Consider the following 17,519-nt stretch of genomic DNA (forward strand, 5'->3'; position numbering starts at 1 on the left):
TTCATCCCACTTAACTTTGCTTGAAGTATAAAGGAGCTGTCCAATGCACGATTAGCGTCAGCACATAACAAACAAAAAGCGGCATAAAAGCGACCTTAAGATTGATAAATACAAACGAAAACATTGCGATGGTTAACAGCAACTTTACCGCTTCCCCCCAGTAAAAAGTCTTTATGACTTTTGCAGCTGAACTTGCTCCCGTGTGGGAGAAAGCGAGGGTTGCGAATACAAAATTAGGGAGCACAGCGATTGAACCACCTGCTAACGCAGAATAGCCAAACTGAACTCCCCACACGGCGAAAAAGAGAATTGAAGCACCCCCAGCGACCGCCGCCTGCATCATCACCAATTTATAGGCTGACCACCGGCCACGACGCGCTAAAACCTTACTCAATTCATCCTCTCCGCATTCATACTTTTTGTTTCGATGACCGGATGACAAATACCCGTATTTATGTCGATGCACAAAAAGCTTGCGAAAGTATACCTTTTCACGCCTTCATTGCAACTTTGAGATAAGGAAAAACAACACTTTTAACGTGATCTAGCGCCAAACGAGTTAAAATGTAAGATTAGCATCTGTCACAAATTTACATTAAAAACTGTTAATCTACAGACATTAATGAATTTTACTAAGAATTCCGTCTAATTCAGCCAGATTCTGATAGTTAATTACAATTTTACCTGTGCCCTTACTACTATGAGCGATAGAAACCTTGGCACCTAATCTTTCAATTAACTGCTGCTCTAAACGACAAACATCTTGATCTTTAGTCGTAGTTTCGGCTTGTTTAGGCGGATTTAAGGTTTGATTAATTAATCGTTCAGTTTCGCGAACGGTTAATTCCTTAGCGGCCACTAATCTCGCAAGATTTGTTTGTTCTTCTCCCTCAATTGCTAACAAAGCGCGAGCATGACCCATATCGATGTCGCCATACTCGAGTAGACGTTTTACCGGCTCATTTAAGCCGTTTAAACGTAACAAGTTAGATACACTCGCTCTGGATTTTCCCACAACATCGGCAACTTGTTGGTGAGTCAGTTCAAATTCTTGCATTAAACGTTGCAATGCAATGGCTTCTTCCATGGCATTTAAATCTTCACGCTGGATGTTTTCAATCAAAGCGATAGCAACAGCGGCCTCATCGGGCACTTGTTTGACTATGCAGGGGATTTTATTTAAGCCAGCAAGTTGAGAAGCACGCCAGCGACGTTCGCCCGCAATGATCTCATACATGTCGTTTGCCACTTGTCTTACAACGATGGGCTGAATAATGCCTTGGTTGCGGATAGAATGCGCCAGTTCTTCCAACGCTTCGGGAGACATGTCTTTACGAGGTTGATACTTACCCGGTTGTAATAAGTCTAAATCGAGATGGATAAGCTCTTCTTTTTTATCGACAACATTAGCTTCATCAGTGTGTTTTTTACTGGCGGCATGGCTGTTACTCAGTAGGGCATCTAACCCTTTGCCTAATCCTCTTTTCTTTAACGTCATGGTGATCCTTTACGCTTGCTTAGCCTGAGTTTGTTGTTCTGAACGACGGATCATTTCACCCGCAAGCGCTAGATACGCCTTAGCGCCGGCACTCGATTTATCGTAATACATGGCAGGCGCACCAAAACTTGGCGCCTCAGCCAGCCTGACATTACGCGGGATCACAGTACGATATACCTTGTCACCAAAATGCTGTTTTAGCTGATCGGACACATCATTAGACAAACGATTACGCGGATCGTACATAGTGCGTAAAATGCCTTCAATGCCAAGCCCAGGGTTAACCATAGCGGCAAGCTTAGTTATGGTATCAATCAGCGCCGTTAAGCCTTCTAGGGCATAGTATTCGCACTGCATAGGCACGAGCACAGAGTCAGCCGCTGACATAGCGTTCACAGTCAACATGTTCAATGAAGGAGGGCAGTCGATAAAGATATAATCATATTGATCTTTTATCGGTGCGAGCGCGTTACGCAAACGGATCTCACGCGCAAAAAACTCCATCAGTTTGATCTCTGCCGCTGTGACATCGCCATTACTGGCGATCAGATCATACTTACCCGCAGTGTTTTTAATGACGATCTCGTCGAAGGTTTTTTCTTCGACCAATAATTCGTAGGCCGTATTTTCGACCTCGTATTTATCGACACCACTACCCATAGTGGCATTACCTTGGGGATCGAGATCGATCAATAATACTTTACGTTTTGTTGCTGCTAACGAAGCGGCGAGGTTAACGCAAGTAGTTGTTTTTCCTACGCCACCTTTCTGGTTAGCCACGGCAATCACTTTACCCACAATATCACCCTGTATGTAAATGCTGGTTTATTGCCCTTACTTAAAAATGATTTATTCATCACTTTCAAGCCTGTTATTCTTTGATTATTTTCAATAAATGTCTTTGTTCATCGAGTTTAGGCACCTTAAGCTCGATGACTTCTTTCACTGCAAATCCACTTGGAATATGTTGCATTTCTTCATCATTTAACTGGCCTTTAAGGGCATAAAACTGCCCATGCTCGGCGGGTAAATGATGGCACCAAGTCAGCATATCTTGGATTGAAGCAAATGCACGACTTAATACGCCGTCGAATTTTTGCTCAGGTTGATAAGCTTCTACGCGGCTTTCAACTGAGCTGATGTTATGAATGCCTAATTCAAAGGACACTTGTTTTTGAAAACGAATGCGTTTACCTAAGCTGTCCAATAACACAAATTGTTTATCGGGATTCATAATCGCTAACGGGATCCCAGGTAAACCGGGTCCAGTGCCCACATCGATAAAACGTTCACCTTGTAGATGTTTTGAAACCACTAAGCTGTCCATGATATGACGGATCAACATGGCTTCGGGATCTCTCACCGATGTCAGGTTATAGGCTTTATTCCATTTGTTGAGCATGCCAACAAAATCAATTAGTTGTTTTTTTTGCTCGGCGGTTGCGGGCAAATTAATTTCGGCTAAATAAGCCTCTAACTGGGCAGATAACACTGAGCAACCTCAAAAAAGATACGATTATGAACGCGAAGGCTATTATGAAGCCCGAAAACGATGAAGGGAAGCCTGAATGCTTCCCTTCTATGACCTAAGCAGCTATTAAGCTAGCTTTTACGCACTCTTACGTAATAAGCCACGCTTTTTGAGGTGAACCAACAAAATTGAAATAGCCGCAGGGGTAATACCAGAGATCCGTGACGCTTGGCCTATAGTTTCTGGTTTGTGGTTATTTAACTTAGCAATCACTTCGTTCGACAAGCCCGGTACTTCTTTGTAATCGAGCGTCAAAGGTAAACCTGTGTTCTCATTACGCACGGCTTTGTTGATCTCTTCCTGCTGGCGTTGAATATAACCAGAGTACTTCACTTGGATCTGAACTTGTTCAGCTGCTTGTGGATCTTCAAGCCCAGGACCAAAACCTTCAATCTGCATTAACTTGCTGTAATCCATTTCTGGACGACGCAGTAACTCTTCAAATGACGCTTCGCGAGAGATCGGCGTATTCAAATGTGGGTTTAACGCATGGATCAAAGGCGAATTTGGATGTACCCATTGGCCACGTAGCCTTTGCAGTTCAAGTTCAATGGATTCTAGCTTTTCACTAAATGCTGCCCAGCGAGCGTCGTCGACTAAACCAAGTTCGCGACCTTTGGCCGTTAAGCGAATGTCGGCGTTATCTTCACGGAGTAACAAACGGTATTCGGCACGGCTAGTAAACATGCGGTACGGTTCTTTGGTACCCAGAGTCGACAGATCGTCAACCAGTACTCCAAGATACGCTTCGTCACGGCGTGGACACCAAGCTTCTTTGCCTTGCACTTGCAGCGACGCATTCATGCCCGCTAATAAACCTTGAGCACCGGCTTCTTCATAACCGGTTGTGCCGTTTATTTGGCCAGCGAAGAATAACCCATTGATCGCTTTGGTTTCTAATGAGTTTTTCAGATCCCTTGGATCGAAATAATCATATTCGATCGCATAACCTGGACGCATGATTTCTGCGTTTTCCATGCCCTTGATCGAACGTACTAAATTCAGCTGTACATCGAAAGGTAAGCTGGTTGAGATCCCGTTAGGGTAGATCTCATTGGTATTTAACCCTTCAGGTTCGATAAAGATCTGATGCGAAGATTTATCTGCAAAGCGATGGATCTTGTCTTCAATCGATGGGCAATAACGCGGGCCAATACCCTCGATTACGCCTGAATACATTGGGCTTCTGTCTAAACCACCACGAATAATTTCATGGGTTTTTTCATTGGTATGAGTGATCCAGCAAGAAATCTGCTTTGGATGATGACTGACATCGCCCATAAACGACATCACAGGTAACGGAGAATCACCTTTTTGTTCAGCCATTTGAGAGAAATCGATCGTGTTTGCATCGATACGTGGCGGGGTACCAGTTTTTAAACGGCCCACACGGATCGGTAACTCACGTAAACGATTGGCTAAGGCAATGGCTGGTGGATCACCTGCACGGCCACCGCTGTAGTTTTCTAACCCTATGTGAATTTTGCCGCTTAAGAATGTGCCTGTTGTTAACACAACGGCTGGAGATTCAAAGGCTAATCCCATTTGAGTCACTACGCCAACGACTTGATGATTTTCAACAATTAAGTCATCAACGGCTTGTTGGAAAATACGTAAGTTAGGTTGGTTTTGTAATATGTTTTGGATTTTTTGACGATACAGCGCACGGTCAGCTTGTGCACGTGTCGCTCGTACTGCTGGGCCTTTGCTTGAATTCAAGGTTCTAAATTGGATTCCTGCATAATCGGTTGCGATCGCCATTGCACCGCCTAAGGCGTCAATTTCTTTCACTAGGTGGCCTTTGCCTATGCCGCCGATCGCTGGATTACATGACATTTGTCCTAACGTATCGATATTGTGCGTTAGTAATAATGTTTTTGATCCCATTCTTGCAGCTGCCAACGCGGCTTCAGTTCCGGCATGACCACCACCAACAACAATTACATCAAACCGTTCATGAAAATGCATGCCACTACCTTCAATTGCTAAGAGACTCAGTACGAGCCGAGTATTTTAGCATTTGCTTTGCCCTAGGTGAATGATCATTTTACGCTGTTCGATCGAGATGATCCGGACTAATAGATCTTAAGATCTTTATATAGATCTTCTTATTATGTTTACTATTAGGATCGCGTTTTTCTGTGCATAACCCAAATTAAGTATATAAATCATTAATTAGCGCGATCTTGATCCTGTGATCTGATCGCGATCTAACGCCATTAAACATGGGGATAGATCGCCTACTTATCCACAGGGTGGATCATTAAGCAGATCGGAGTGTGAATAGTACAGAGGTTGATCAGATCTAAATAATAGCTTATCCACATGTTTATACTTTAAATAAGTAAATTGTGGATAAGTAGGATCTAAACTGTACATAGATCGCGACCTTATCCAATAGGCGATCTTAAATCTCCTGTTGCCATTGTGCTAACCATGCAAGGGCTGGGTCTTCTGGCACGGGATCAAGCTGTACATCGATCTGGATCTTATCCACAAAGGCTTTAGCATCGCAGTCTTGAATGGCTGAAATTAATTTTTCAGGGCCTTGGCAAAAGGTGTCGTAACTTGAGTCGCCAATTGCACATAAGGCAAAGTTCACTTGGCTGAGATCCGGTTTTTGCTCGGTAATTTCATTGAAAAAGGGCTGGATATTATCTGGAAGATCACCTGCGCCGTGGGTAGATGACACGATAATCCACAGTGCATGGGTGTCGATTTCACACAGAGTTGGGGTTAAATGCACTTGAACTTGATGCCCTTGATCCGTTAATTGCGCCATCATTTCGTCGGCGACATACTCTGCACTGCCCAATGTTGTGCCGACTATTACTTCAATCTTTGCCATTTATGACGATACCTTTTATGGATAATCTCGCTGAAATACACTCGTTTACTGCCTTTTTGGGGCTGTATTCGGGTGCTAATACGGCTTCATCATAAGGTAAAACCAGGCTTGTCTCTATGAGATGCTGTGTAAATCTGGGATTTATACGGGTATAGCGAGAGGGATTTAGGGAGGAATATAAGCGGGATAACGAGCTTTTAGTTAAAAGAAAGGCTTGTTGAGCACAACAAGCCTTAGCTAGAAAAGCAGTTCACATGGCGAGAATATTACTTCCCGATACAGAAAGAGCTGAAAATCTTGCCGAGTAAATCGTCAGAAGTGAAGCGGCCAGTGATCTCTGATAGTGCTAATTGGCACATACGTAGCTCTTCCGCTAGCAGCTCTCCGGCAAGGTAAACCTCTAACTGTTCTTTACCCAATTGCAGGTGTCCTGCGGCTAATTCAAGGGCTTCTAAGTGACGACGACGGGCGATAAAGCCACCTTCGAGATTACTCTGATAACCCATAAGTGACTTCAAGTGTTGCTTTAATTCTTCAACACCTAAGCCTGTTTTAGCCGAGATCCGGTAGACGCTATAACCTTGTTCTTCAGTCATCATTAGGTCTTCGCCAGTAAGATCGGCTTTATTACGGATCACTGTCACGCCTAAATTGGAGGGCAGGCGATCGACAAAGTCTGGCCAAATCGTATGGGGATCGACGGCGGCTGTTGTCGTGCCATCCACCATAAATAGCACGCGATCGGCGCTATTTATTTCATTCCATGCGCGTTCAATACCAATTTGTTCTACCGTATCTGTGGTATCACGCAGACCTGCGGTATCAATAATGTGCAGCGGCATACCATCTAAATGGATATGTTCACGTAATACGTCGCGTGTTGTACCGGCAATTTCAGTCACAATGGCCGACTCTTTACCCGCTAACGCATTCAGTAAGCTTGATTTTCCGGCATTGGGACGACCGGCAATCACCACTTTCATCCCTTCACGAATAATAGAACCTTGCTTGGCACTGGCTTTCACTAGGTCAAGTTTGTCGATGATTTTATAGAGTGCATTGGCAATTTTGCCGTCACTTAAAAAGTCGACTTCTTCATCGGGGAAATCAATTGCGGCTTCAACGTATAAACGCAGGTTAGTGACTTGGTCCACCAGCTCGTGGACTTCCTTAGAAAATTCACCTTGTAGTGATTGCAGCGCGCTTTTAGCGGCTTGTTCACTGGTGGCGTCGATAAGGTCGGCAATGGCTTCGGCTTGGGTTAAGTCGAGTTTATCGTTCATAAAGGCTTGTTCGCTGAACTCACCTGGTTTTGCGATACGAATACCACCGACTTCCATTACACGTTTGATCAGCATGTCGAGGACAATTTGGCCGCCGTGGCCTTGAAGTTCTAAGACATCTTCGCCAGTAAAGGAATTCGGTCCTTTAAAAAACAGCGCTATGCCTTGGTCTATTACTTGGCCCGATGCACTCTTAAAATCGCAATAATCGGCATATCGGGTTTTAGGAAGATGACCTAATACGGCCATAGCGACATCACTGGCCTTGTCGCCTGAAATTCGAATGATGCCAACGCCGCCACGTCCGGGCGCGGTGGCTTGAGCCACGATAGTGTCAGTTGTCACGGAAATACCCACCAAACTAATATCTACTAAATCATATAAAGGAAAAGGCGGCCAATTAAGCCGCCTTTTAGTGTCATTCGTTCACATTAATCTGTAACGATGCGCTAGAGTCTTGCAAATCTTAGGCTTATTTTAAGCCTTTTTTCGCCAGACCTGCATAAATAATCTTCTGTTGCGTGATAGCAACTATGTTACCCACTAACCAGTACAGTACTAGACCCGCCGGGAACCAGAGGAAGAATACGGTAAAGATCACTGGCATCCACTGCATCATTTTCACTTGCATTGGGTCCATAGTCGGTGCAATAGGTTGCATCTTCTGCATCACAAACATAGATACGCCCATCAGCAACGGCAATATGTAGTAAGGATCTTGTACCGATAAATCGTGGATCCACAACATAAATGGTGCGTGACGTAATTCGAAGCTTTCTAACAATACCCAGTACAAGGCAATGAAGATTGGCATCTGTAAAATAATAGGTAAACAGCCACCCATAGGGTTAACTTTTTCTTTCTTATACAGTTCCATCATGGCCTGACCCATCTTTTGACGGTCATCACCAAAGCGTTCTTTCAAGTCAGTCAGTTTAGGTTGCAGGTTACGCATCTTCGCCATTGAGGTGTACTGTGCTTTTGTCAGCGGGAACAGTAAACCACGAACGGTTAAGGTGATCAGAATAATAGCCATACCCCAGTTACCGACGAATGACTGATAGAACATCAATAGCCAGTGAATAGGTACAGCTAACCACCATAGGAAGCCGTAATCGACCACTAGGTTTAAGGTATCAGAGATGGCTGACAGTGCTTTTTGATCCTTAGGACCGACATAGAACTGTGAGCTAATTTCTTGAGTCGCACCTGGTGCAATATCATATACCGCGCCGCGGAAACCAATATTGGCTAAACTGCCCGCACTGACACTAGAGAAAATAGTGTTGCTGTCGGTAGCCGGTGGGATCCAAGCTGAAACGAAGTAATGTTGTAGCATGGCAGCCCAACCGCCCAACGTCGCTTGGTTCAGGTTGCTTTTCGCCATGTCATCAAATTTGTATTTCTCATAACGCACATCTTGCGTAGAGAATGCGCCGCCACGGTAGGTAGGCATAACCATGCTGCTTTCAGACGGTTTAATCGTTTGTTTAATTTGACCGTACATCTGAACTTGCAGCGGAGCCGCTGAAGTGTTGTTGATTTTATAGTCAACATCGACGTTGAACTTACCGCGATGGAATACAAACACTTTAGTGTATGTCACGCCATTGTCGGCTACATAAGTTAACGGCACTTCTAAAGTGTCTTGACCTTCGGCTAAGGTATATTCAGTCGCTGCAGTGCTAAATGCGGCACGGCCTTTGGCGCTACTGTCGATACCATCGCGACCTATAAGACCGCTCTGGGCTATATAAGTGAAATCTTTCGTTTGCTCAAGCAACACGAAGGGTTGATCTTTATCCTGTTCCATTTTGTGCGAAACTAACGCAGCAAAAACAATGTCGCCACCGATTGGATTAATTTGAACATCCAACTGGTCGGTTTTCACGGTAATCAGTTTGCTGGTTGCTGTCACTGCTGCAGGAACACCTGTATCAGCTTCTGGAACATCGGCACTGTGTGAGTTTGCCGCGTTCGCCACTAAGGACGATTCGGTTGCAACGGGTTTAGGAGCTTTGTCTGCTTGCCACTGTTGCCACAGCAAAAAGCTGACAAACAGTAGTCCTATGAGCAATATATTGCGTTGAGATTCCATAGCCTATTTATTACACCTGTCATTTTTAGGGGGGACGGGATCACTACCGCCGGGATGTAAAGGGTGACATTTTAATATGCGTTTCAATGCAAACCAACAACCTTTCGCGGTTCCATGCACTTTTATTGCTTCAATAGCGTAGTGAGAGCAGGTGGGATTGAAACGGCATCGAGGGCCCAGTATAGGGCTTATGAATACTTGATAGCCACGAATTAACGTGGTCGCTAGCCATTGTAGCGGCGACTGAGTTTGCGCCATAGCTTTTCTATCAATTTGTTGATTTCAGCGTTTTCCATTTCCATCACGCCATTTCTGACAAGCACAACAATATCAAGATGAGGAATGTCGTGTTGATTTAAGCGAAAACTATCTCTGATCACACGCTTAATACGGTTACGTTGATTGGCGCGTTTTACAAAGCGTTTGGCAACAGTAAGGCCCATACGCGGATGTTGTTCCGTGTTAGGAATAGCGAGCAAGGTAATTTCAGCAGAAGATGCTTTGATGGGATTGGAAAATACAGATTTAAATTGCGCGGGAGTTAACAAACGTAACTCCCGCGAAAAGGTATAGCTAGTCAACTAGTTACCCACTTATTAAGCAGATAAACGAGCGCGACCTTTCGCACGACGACGTGCAAGCACCTTACGGCCGCCTACAGTAGCCATACGAGCGCGGAAGCCGTGAGAACGCTTGCGCTTCAGGTTGCTAGGTTGAAAAGTACGTTTACTCATGATGGCAATCCGTCTTTGTTAATTAGTGAACATATCCTTATCTCTAGGATAGAGGTAAGGGCAAAAAAGAGGCCGAATTGTAATCACAATACTTAGTCACGTCAACAACGAAAGTAAGTAAGTGCTTTATTTCTGCCAGCGTATCCTTTGATCAATCCCCAGAATACACCATAAGATGTGGATAACTCTGTGTACGGACACTACATATAGTAGTGCAGGGGATCTTCGAGCCGATCGAAGGGGCGCCATTATAGATCAATGTGGATCGCTTAATAAAGCAGGATTTGCGGATAGTGCAGAATAAAAGGATCGTTTTGGATCTTTGATGATCGAGGATATCCACACAGAATGATCTCGCTGGGGATAAATATTTTTTAAGGATAGCGATCCTTGAGATCTCGCTATAGAATACACCTCTTTTTTGATGATCTTTTGGGGATAACTAAGTGGCTGTTTCACTTTGGCAACAATGTATCGGACGATTGCAAGATGAGCTTTCTGCTCAGCAGTTCAGTATGTGGATCAGACCGTTACAAGCCGAAATGGATGGAGATACTCTGGTGCTTTATGCGCCCAACCGCTTCGTGCTTGATTGGGTCAGAGATAAGTACATCAATATCATTAATCAGTTCTTTACTGAGCAGATGGGCAGCGATGCACCTAAATTGCGTTTCGATATTGGTAGTCGTCCTTCGGCGAAAAAGCCAAGTGTGCCAGCACCTATAGCGCCAACTCGTGTAGCAAATACCCAAACTAAAGCGACAGTAGGCACGACGTTTAACGTCCAAGCCGAGCCGATGGCGAACGCGAATCACCGCAGTAACATAAATCCTAGCTACCAGTTTGATAACTTCGTAGAAGGTAAGTCGAACCAATTAGGTAAGGCTGCTGCGTTGCAAGTGGCTGAAAATCCAGGTGGTGCTTATAACCCATTATTCTTATATGGCGGAACAGGTCTAGGTAAGACTCACTTGTTGCACGCTGTCGGTAACGGGATCATTAAAAATAATCCGAATGCCAAAGTGGTTTACATGCATTCCGAGCGTTTTGTCCAAGACATGGTTAAAGCGCTGCAAAACAATGCGATCGAAGAATTTAAACGTTACTACCGTAGCGTCGATGCTTTGTTTATCGATGATATTCAATTTTTTGCCAATAAAGACAGATCCCAAGAAGAATTCTTCCATACCTTCAACGCCTTGCTTGAGGGTAATCACCAAATTATTTTGACTTCAGATCGTTATCCAAAAGAGATCGACGGTGTTGAAGACAGATTGAAATCGCGTTTTGGTTGGGGTTTAACTGTGGCGATTGAGCCACCAGAGTTAGAAACCCGCGTGGCGATTTTGATGCGTAAAGCTCAAGAGAGCGGCATCAACTTGCCCGATGAAGTGGCCTTCTTTATTGCTAAACGTTTACGTTCAAACGTGCGTGAGCTAGAAGGGGCGTTAAACCGCGTTATTGCGAATGCTAACTTCACTGGCCGCCCAATTACCATTGATTTTGTTCGTGAAGCTTTACGTGACCTCTTGGCACTTCAAGAAAAATTAGTCACTATAGACAATATTCAGAAAACCGTAGCTGAATACTACAAGATCAAGATGGCTGATATGTTGTCTAAGCGCCGTTCGCGCAGTGTCGCGCGGCCTAGACAAGTGGCAATGGCGTTATCCAAAGAATTAACTAACCAAAGCTTGCCGGAAATTGGTGATGCTTTTGGTGGTCGAGATCACACCACAGTGTTGCATGCCTGTCGTAAGATTGCTCAGCTACGGGAAGAGAGCCACGACATTAAAGAAGATTATGCTAATTTGATTAGAACCTTATCTTCTTAAAACAAGGAATTTGGACACTATGAAATTCTCAATTGATAGGGATGCCCTATTAAAGCCGTTGCAATTGGTGTGTGGTGCGGTAGAAAGACGCCATAATTTGCCCATTTTGTCTAACCTCCTTGTAGAAGTAAGTGGTCACTCACTTAAGCTGACCGGAACAGATTTAGAAGTCGAACTCGTGGGCCAAGTTGTGGTTCACGGTGATATCGAAGAAGGTCGTACTACGGTTCCGGCTAAAAAGCTGCTCGATATTGTTAAGTCTTTGCCAGAACAAAGCGAACTGAAAGTCGAGCAACAAGATAATAAATGGTTGCTGCGTTCAGGCCGTAGTCGTTTTTCCTTAGCGACCTTGCCCGCAGAAGAATATCCCAACGTTGAAGCCTTCCAAGCTGAGATTGAATTTAGCTTGAAGCAGGGCGTGTTGAAGTCGATTATCGACTCAACGCAATTTTCTATGGCTAACCAAGATGTGCGTTATTACCTCAACGGTTTATTGTTTGAAACTGAAGGTAATGTGTTGCGCGCTATTGCGACCGACGGCCACCGTTTAGCCTTAAGTCACCGCACGATTGAAGCACAATTACCTGAAAAACAAGTCATTGTTCCACGCAAAGGCGTAATGGAAATGGCGCGTTTATTGGAGTCGGACGATCTCGATATCGCGATTGCCATTGGTGATAATGCCATTCGTGCCACTACGGCTAACACAGTATTTACCAGTAAATTAGTCGATGGCCGCTTCCCTGATTATCGACGTGTATTGCCAAAGGGCGGTGATAAAATTGTGATTGCGAGTCGTAATCACCTGAAGCAAGCGCTGACCCGCGCATCGATTTTATCTAACGAAAAATTCCGTGGTGTGCGTATTCAACTCGAAAATGGTCTGCTCAAGATCACCGCTAACAATCCTGAACAGGAAGAAGCGGAAGAGATCATCGATGTGGAATACAACAACCAAGCCTTAGAAATTGGTTTTAACGTCAGTTATTTACTCGACGTGCTCAACAACCTTAAGTCCGATGATGTGCGTATCACGCTCATTGATGGTAACTCCAGCGCCTTAATCGAAAACCATTTGGAAGAAGATTCCATGTATGTGGTTATGCCGATGCGCTTATAAACCATCGACTTTTACGTTACCCGTGTCTGTAGCTCTGTCTCCGATAGCTATGCCGCTTAATTGCGGCACAGTGTTTAATACGCAGCATTGGCCATTCCTTCACTCATTTACCGATAGCCTTAGCCTATGGCAGCGATTGAGTTGCCTGTTAAGTGTTATGAATCCTTGCCTTCGCCGTTTACGCGGCTTAATGAGTAATGCATGAGCCTAACCCGTCTCAATATCGAAGCGTTTCGCAACATTCAGTCCGCACAGTTAATCCCTGCACCTGGGATTAACTTGATTTATGGCCAAAATGGCAGCGGCAAAACCAGTATTCTTGAGGCGATATATTTTCTCGGTATGGGGCGTTCGTTTCGCAGCCATTTATCCCAGCGAGTGATTAATAACGACGACGATAAGTTAACCCTGTTTGCGACCTTAAATTTAGCGCGTGGTGACAGTAAAATCGGTTTACGCCGATTTCGTAGTGGTGAGACCGAAGTGAGAATCGACGGCGAAAAAGTCAAACGTCTGTCGACATTAGCCGAAACGTTACCTATTCAAGTGATCACGCCTGAAAGCTTTTCTTTACTGTTTGAAGGCCCAAAATCCCGTCGACAATTTATCGATTGGGGCGCATTTCATGCTGACCCACAGTTTTATGGCGCTTGGACGAATGTTCGTCGAGTTCTTAAGCAAAGAAATCAACTGCTTAGGAATGGCTCAGCTTACAGTAATATTCAATTTTGGGACCAAGAGTTTGTGCGTTATGCCGAGCAGGTTACTGAAATACGAAACCATTATGTAGACTCGTTAAATGAGCTACTTAAGGGTATAATCGGGGAGTTTTTACCGAGTGTAGATGTGAAGGTTTCATTTACGCGCGGCTGGGATAGTAAAACGGATTTTGCAGAACTACTCGAAAACCAATATTCCAGAGATTTGGCCACAGGTCATACCGTCAGCGGTCCCCATAAAGCTGACCTTAGACTTCGTGTAGGCACTTTGCCGGCGCAGGATGCCCTGTCCCGTGGTCAATTGAAATTATTAGTCTGTGCACTGCGTATTGCACAGGGAAAGTTGCTCAAACAACAAATAGATAAACACAGTATTTATCTTGTGGATGATCTTCCGTCCGAGTTGGATGCACAGCATAGGCAGCTATTGCTTAAGCAGTTAACGGATACCGGAGCACAAGTTTTTGTGACCGCCATCGATCCTGCAGCAATAGTCGATTCGTTACACACGCCTCCCAGTAGGATGTTTCATGTGGAACAGGGACGTGTAACGGTAATTGAATAACCATTGAGAGAATAATATGTCAGAGAATAGTTACGATTCTTCGAGTATTAAGGTCCTTAAGGGCCTTGATGCAGTACGTAAGAGACCTGGGATGTATATTGGTGACACCGACGACGGTACGGGTCTACATCATATGGTGTTCGAAGTAGTCGATAACTCTATCGATGAAGCCTTAGCCGGCCACTGCAGCGATATTACCATTACTATCCATGTCGATGGTTCGGTTTCTGTTAAGGATGACGGCCGTGGTATTCCGGTCTCTATCCATGAGGAAGAAGGCGTATCGGCAGCAGAAGTTATCATGACGGTATTGCATGCCGGCGGTAAGTTCGACGATAACTCCTATAAAGTGTCTGGCGGTCTCCACGGTGTGGGTGTATCGGTTGTAAACGCTTTATCTAAAAAGCTGCAAATGACTATTCGCCGTGCGGGCAAAGTGTACGAGCAGTTTTATACCCACGGCGTGCCTGATGCGCCAATCAAAGAGATTGGTGATGCGACTAAAACCGGTACTGAAATCCGTTTTTGGCCAAGTGAAGATACCTTCAGCGATGTTGAGTTTCACTTTGAAATTTTGGCAAAACGCGTACGTGAACTGTCATTCCTGAACTCAGGCGTCGGTATTCGTTTAGTTGATGAACGTGACAACAAGAATGAATTCTTCAAATACGAAGGCGGTATTAGCGCATTCGTAGATTATTTGAACCGTAATAAAACCCCCGTCAACAAAGACGTATTCCACTTTATGCAAGAGCGTGAAGATGGTATTACCGTTGAAGTGGCTATGCAGTGGAATGACGGTTATCAAGAAAATATTTTCTGTTTTACCAACAACATTCCACAGCGTGATGGTGGTACTCACTTAGTCGGTTTCCGTAGTGCGTTGACACGTAACCTCAACAGCTACATGGAAAACGAAGGCTATAACAAGAAAGGCAAAACTAGCGCGACTGGCGACGATGCCCGTGAAGGTTTGACTGCCGTTATCTCTGTTAAAGTGCCTGATCCTAAGTTCAGCTCGCAAACCAAAGACAAACTGGTTTCTAGTGAAGTGAAAACCGCGGTTGAACAAACCATGGGTGAGAAGCTGAACGATTATCTGCTGGAAAACCCAGCCGATGCTAAGTTGATTGTCGGTAAGATTGTCGATGCAGCCCGTGCCCGTGAAGCGGCGCGTAAAGCCCGTGAAATGACCCGTCGTAAAGGCGCACTCGATTTAGGTGGTTTGCCAGGTAAGCTGGCCGATTGCCAAGAAAAAGATCCCGGTCTTTCAGAAATTTACATAGTGGAAGGTGACTCTGCTGGCGGTAGCGCTAAGCAGGGACGTAACCGTAAGAACCAAGCGATTCTGCCACTGAAAGGTAAAATTCTAAACGTTGAGAAAGCCCGCTTCGATAAGATGTTGTCTTCTCAAGAAGTGGCCACACTGATCACCGCACTCGGCTGTGGTATTGGTCGCGACGAATATAACCCAGATAAAACCCGTTATCACAACATCATCATCATGACGGATGCTGACGTCGACGGCTCGCACATTCGTACCTTGTTGTTGACCTTCTTCTTCCGTCAAATGCCTGAATTGATTGAACGTGGTTATGTTTATATTGCTCAGCCACCACTATTTAAAGTGAAAAAGGGCAAGCAAGAACAGTATTTGAAAGACGAGCCAGCATTGACTCAATATCTCACGACTCAAGCATTGGATGGCACTATTGTGTACCCAACGCAAGGTGCGATTGGTATGTCAGGTGAGCCGTTAGAGCGTTTAGTGACTCAGTATCGTGAAGTGGAAGCTATTGTTGCCCGTTTAGAGCAACGCTATCCAACGCACATTACTAACCGTATGCTTTACCACCCAATGATCACCAACGATATGTTGGCCGATGAAGGCAAGATGAAAGAATGGATCGATGCCTTTATCCATGAGCTGGTGGAAATGGAAAGCAGCGGCGTACTGTATTCTGCTGAGCCGATTCTCGATCCTGAGCGTAAAGTGTATCTGCCTAAGATCACCATTCGTAAACACGGTATCGATACTAATTATCTGTTTACTTATGACTTCTTCCAATCAAGCGATTATCAACGTATCGGTAAGTTAGGTGCGGCGTTAGATGGCATGATTGAAGAAGGCGGCTATGTACAACGCGGCGAACGTGTTAAAGAAGTCGGTAGCTTCCTTGAAGCGCTAGATTGGACGATTTCTGAAGCCAAACGCGGCTTATACATTCAACGTTATAAAGGATTGGGTGAGATGAACCCTGAGCAATTGTGGGAAACTACAATGGATCCTGAATCACGTCGTATGTTGCAAGTCACGATTGATGATGCCGTGGGTGCCGATCAGTTGTTCACTTGTTTGATGGGTGACCAAGTTGAACCTCGTCGTGAGTTCATCGAAGCGAACGCATTGAACGTGGCTAACTTAGACGTATAGTGCTAGATGTATAATATTAGACGTGTAATGCGCGTTAAGTGACTCGCATTAGTATGTGAATGATTAAGGGAAAGCCAAGGCTTTCCCTTTTTATCTCTATGATTTATCTCTTCTATCGAACAATACCCGCTTCATCCGCTGCAACAATTTCAGTCTCTGCTTTAGCCGCATTAATCCACGCCTGCATTTCCGGACAGCTGATCACATGCTGCATATAGGCACGGCTTGCCTGCGAGACTTCAATATCGTAGGTAAGAAAACGCATAACCACAGGGGCAAACATCATGTCGGCAATCGACCATTGGCCAAATAACCAAATACCTTCGGAATTTGATGGGGCGAACTCGGCCATTTGTGCTGACCAAATCGCATCGATGCGCTCAATGTCTTTGCGGACCGCATCAGTGAGCTCAACATAACGGCTCGCGCGTATGTTCATTGGTAGAGCGTTACGCACGGCATTAAAGCCAGAATGCATTTCACTGGCAATCGATCTGGCCTTGGCTTTTTGTTTAGGATCTTGCGGCCATGCGATACCAGCAAGATAGGTGTCATTGAGATATTCACAAATCGAGAGTGAATCCCATACCGTGATATTGCCATCGACTAATGTCGGTACTTTTAACGTCGGCGAAATGGTTTTTAGTTGCTGATAAAAGCTGTCGGTATCGAGTTGCAGCAATACTTCGTTGAACTGCACGCCAGATTTCGCGGCCATTAACCAAGCCCGCAGTGACCAGCTAGAGTAGTTTTTATTGCCAATATAAAGATCCATTGTTTGTCCTTGAGTGAAATGCCGAGTGTTTCTCCAAAGCTACTATATGGGCTCATTTCACCTATGACTAATGAATATT

General features: G+C 44.8%; 16 protein-coding genes. 4 read left to right on the forward strand and 12 right to left on the reverse strand.

The genetic code is table 11. The annotated features are described in order from the left end of the window. Window positions 1–10 precede the first annotated feature (10 nt). The 11 genes from MO387_RS15045 to rpmH form a co-directional block, all read right to left on the reverse strand. Entirely contained in the window at window positions 11–394 is a 384-nt protein-coding gene (locus tag MO387_RS15045; protein WP_105250794.1) for an ATP synthase subunit I, read from the reverse strand. A 225-nt stretch (window positions 395–619) separates the two neighbouring features. Beyond that, window positions 620–1,498: a ParB/RepB/Spo0J family partition protein gene (locus MO387_RS15050; protein ID WP_006084765.1), complete on the reverse strand. Its 879-nt coding sequence runs from the start codon at window positions 1,496–1,498 to the stop codon at window positions 620–622. Window positions 1,499–1,507: 9 nt separating this feature from the next. Then, entirely contained in the window at window positions 1,508–2,296 is a 789-nt protein-coding gene (locus tag MO387_RS15055) for a ParA family protein (protein ID WP_006083836.1), read from the reverse strand. 73 nt (window positions 2,297–2,369) lie between these two features. Further along, window positions 2,370–2,990, reverse strand: a complete 621-nt coding sequence (rsmG, locus tag MO387_RS15060) for a 16S rRNA (guanine(527)-N(7))-methyltransferase RsmG (protein WP_006083835.1) — start codon at window positions 2,988–2,990, stop codon at window positions 2,370–2,372. A 117-nt stretch (window positions 2,991–3,107) separates the two neighbouring features. Continuing rightward, on the reverse strand, window positions 3,108–4,997 hold the full coding sequence (gene mnmG / locus MO387_RS15065; protein WP_012588971.1) for a tRNA uridine-5-carboxymethylaminomethyl(34) synthesis enzyme MnmG: 1,890 nt from the start codon (window positions 4,995–4,997) through the stop codon (window positions 3,108–3,110). 439 nt (window positions 4,998–5,436) lie between these two features. Further along, window positions 5,437–5,877 (reverse strand): FMN-binding protein MioC, encoded by a 441-nt coding sequence (mioC, locus tag MO387_RS15070; protein ID WP_006083832.1) that lies wholly within the window; start codon window positions 5,875–5,877, stop codon window positions 5,437–5,439. Window positions 5,878–6,143: 266 nt separating this feature from the next. Continuing rightward, complete coding sequence (gene mnmE, locus MO387_RS15075; protein ID WP_107950090.1) at window positions 6,144–7,505, reverse strand: tRNA uridine-5-carboxymethylaminomethyl(34) synthesis GTPase MnmE; 1,362 nt, start codon at window positions 7,503–7,505, stop codon at window positions 6,144–6,146. A 127-nt stretch (window positions 7,506–7,632) separates the two neighbouring features. Further along, window positions 7,633–9,258 carry a membrane protein insertase YidC gene (gene yidC, locus MO387_RS15080; protein ID WP_107950092.1) on the reverse strand — a complete coding sequence of 542 codons (1,626 nt, stop codon included), beginning with the start codon at window positions 9,256–9,258 and terminating at the stop codon, window positions 7,633–7,635. Between the two features lie 3 nt (window positions 9,259–9,261). Further along, a complete protein-coding gene (yidD, locus tag MO387_RS15085; RefSeq protein WP_006083829.1) occupies window positions 9,262–9,516 on the reverse strand; it encodes a membrane protein insertion efficiency factor YidD in 255 nt (84 codons plus the stop codon). Next, window positions 9,483–9,839: a ribonuclease P protein component gene (gene rnpA, locus MO387_RS15090; RefSeq protein ID WP_006083828.1), complete on the reverse strand. Its 357-nt coding sequence runs from the start codon at window positions 9,837–9,839 to the stop codon at window positions 9,483–9,485. The genes yidD and rnpA overlap by 34 nt, the downstream gene beginning before the upstream one ends. Before the next feature lie 15 nt (window positions 9,840–9,854). After that, window positions 9,855–9,992 (reverse strand): 50S ribosomal protein L34, encoded by a 138-nt coding sequence (gene rpmH / locus MO387_RS15095; RefSeq protein WP_006083827.1) that lies wholly within the window; start codon window positions 9,990–9,992, stop codon window positions 9,855–9,857. A gap of 446 nt (window positions 9,993–10,438) precedes the next feature. On the opposite strand from rpmH, the gene dnaA reads away from it, so the two are divergent. From dnaA to gyrB, 4 genes are all read left to right on the forward strand, one after another. Continuing rightward, window positions 10,439–11,827, forward strand: coding sequence for a chromosomal replication initiator protein DnaA (gene dnaA / locus MO387_RS15100; RefSeq protein WP_006083826.1), 1,389 nt, complete (start codon window positions 10,439–10,441; stop codon window positions 11,825–11,827). 19 nt (window positions 11,828–11,846) lie between these two features. Continuing rightward, window positions 11,847–12,947, forward strand: coding sequence for a DNA polymerase III subunit beta (dnaN, locus tag MO387_RS15105; RefSeq protein WP_006083825.1), 1,101 nt, complete (start codon window positions 11,847–11,849; stop codon window positions 12,945–12,947). Between the two features lie 201 nt (window positions 12,948–13,148). Beyond that, window positions 13,149–14,231, forward strand: a complete 1,083-nt coding sequence (recF, locus tag MO387_RS15110) for a DNA replication/repair protein RecF (RefSeq protein ID WP_011845334.1) — start codon at window positions 13,149–13,151, stop codon at window positions 14,229–14,231. A 16-nt stretch (window positions 14,232–14,247) separates the two neighbouring features. Continuing rightward, entirely contained in the window at window positions 14,248–16,665 is a 2,418-nt protein-coding gene (gyrB, locus tag MO387_RS15115; RefSeq protein ID WP_006083823.1) for a DNA topoisomerase (ATP-hydrolyzing) subunit B, read from the forward strand. Between the two features lie 112 nt (window positions 16,666–16,777). Here gyrB and MO387_RS15120 read toward each other — a convergent pair whose 3' ends face one another. Further along, entirely contained in the window at window positions 16,778–17,440 is a 663-nt protein-coding gene (locus MO387_RS15120) for a glutathione S-transferase family protein (RefSeq protein WP_107946133.1), read from the reverse strand. Window positions 17,441–17,519: the final 79 nt, after the last annotated feature.

The sequence above is a fragment of the Shewanella sp. N2AIL genome, from assembly GCF_022690845.1.
In the GTDB taxonomy this organism is placed as follows: Bacteria; Pseudomonadota; Gammaproteobacteria; order Enterobacterales; family Shewanellaceae; genus Shewanella; species Shewanella baltica.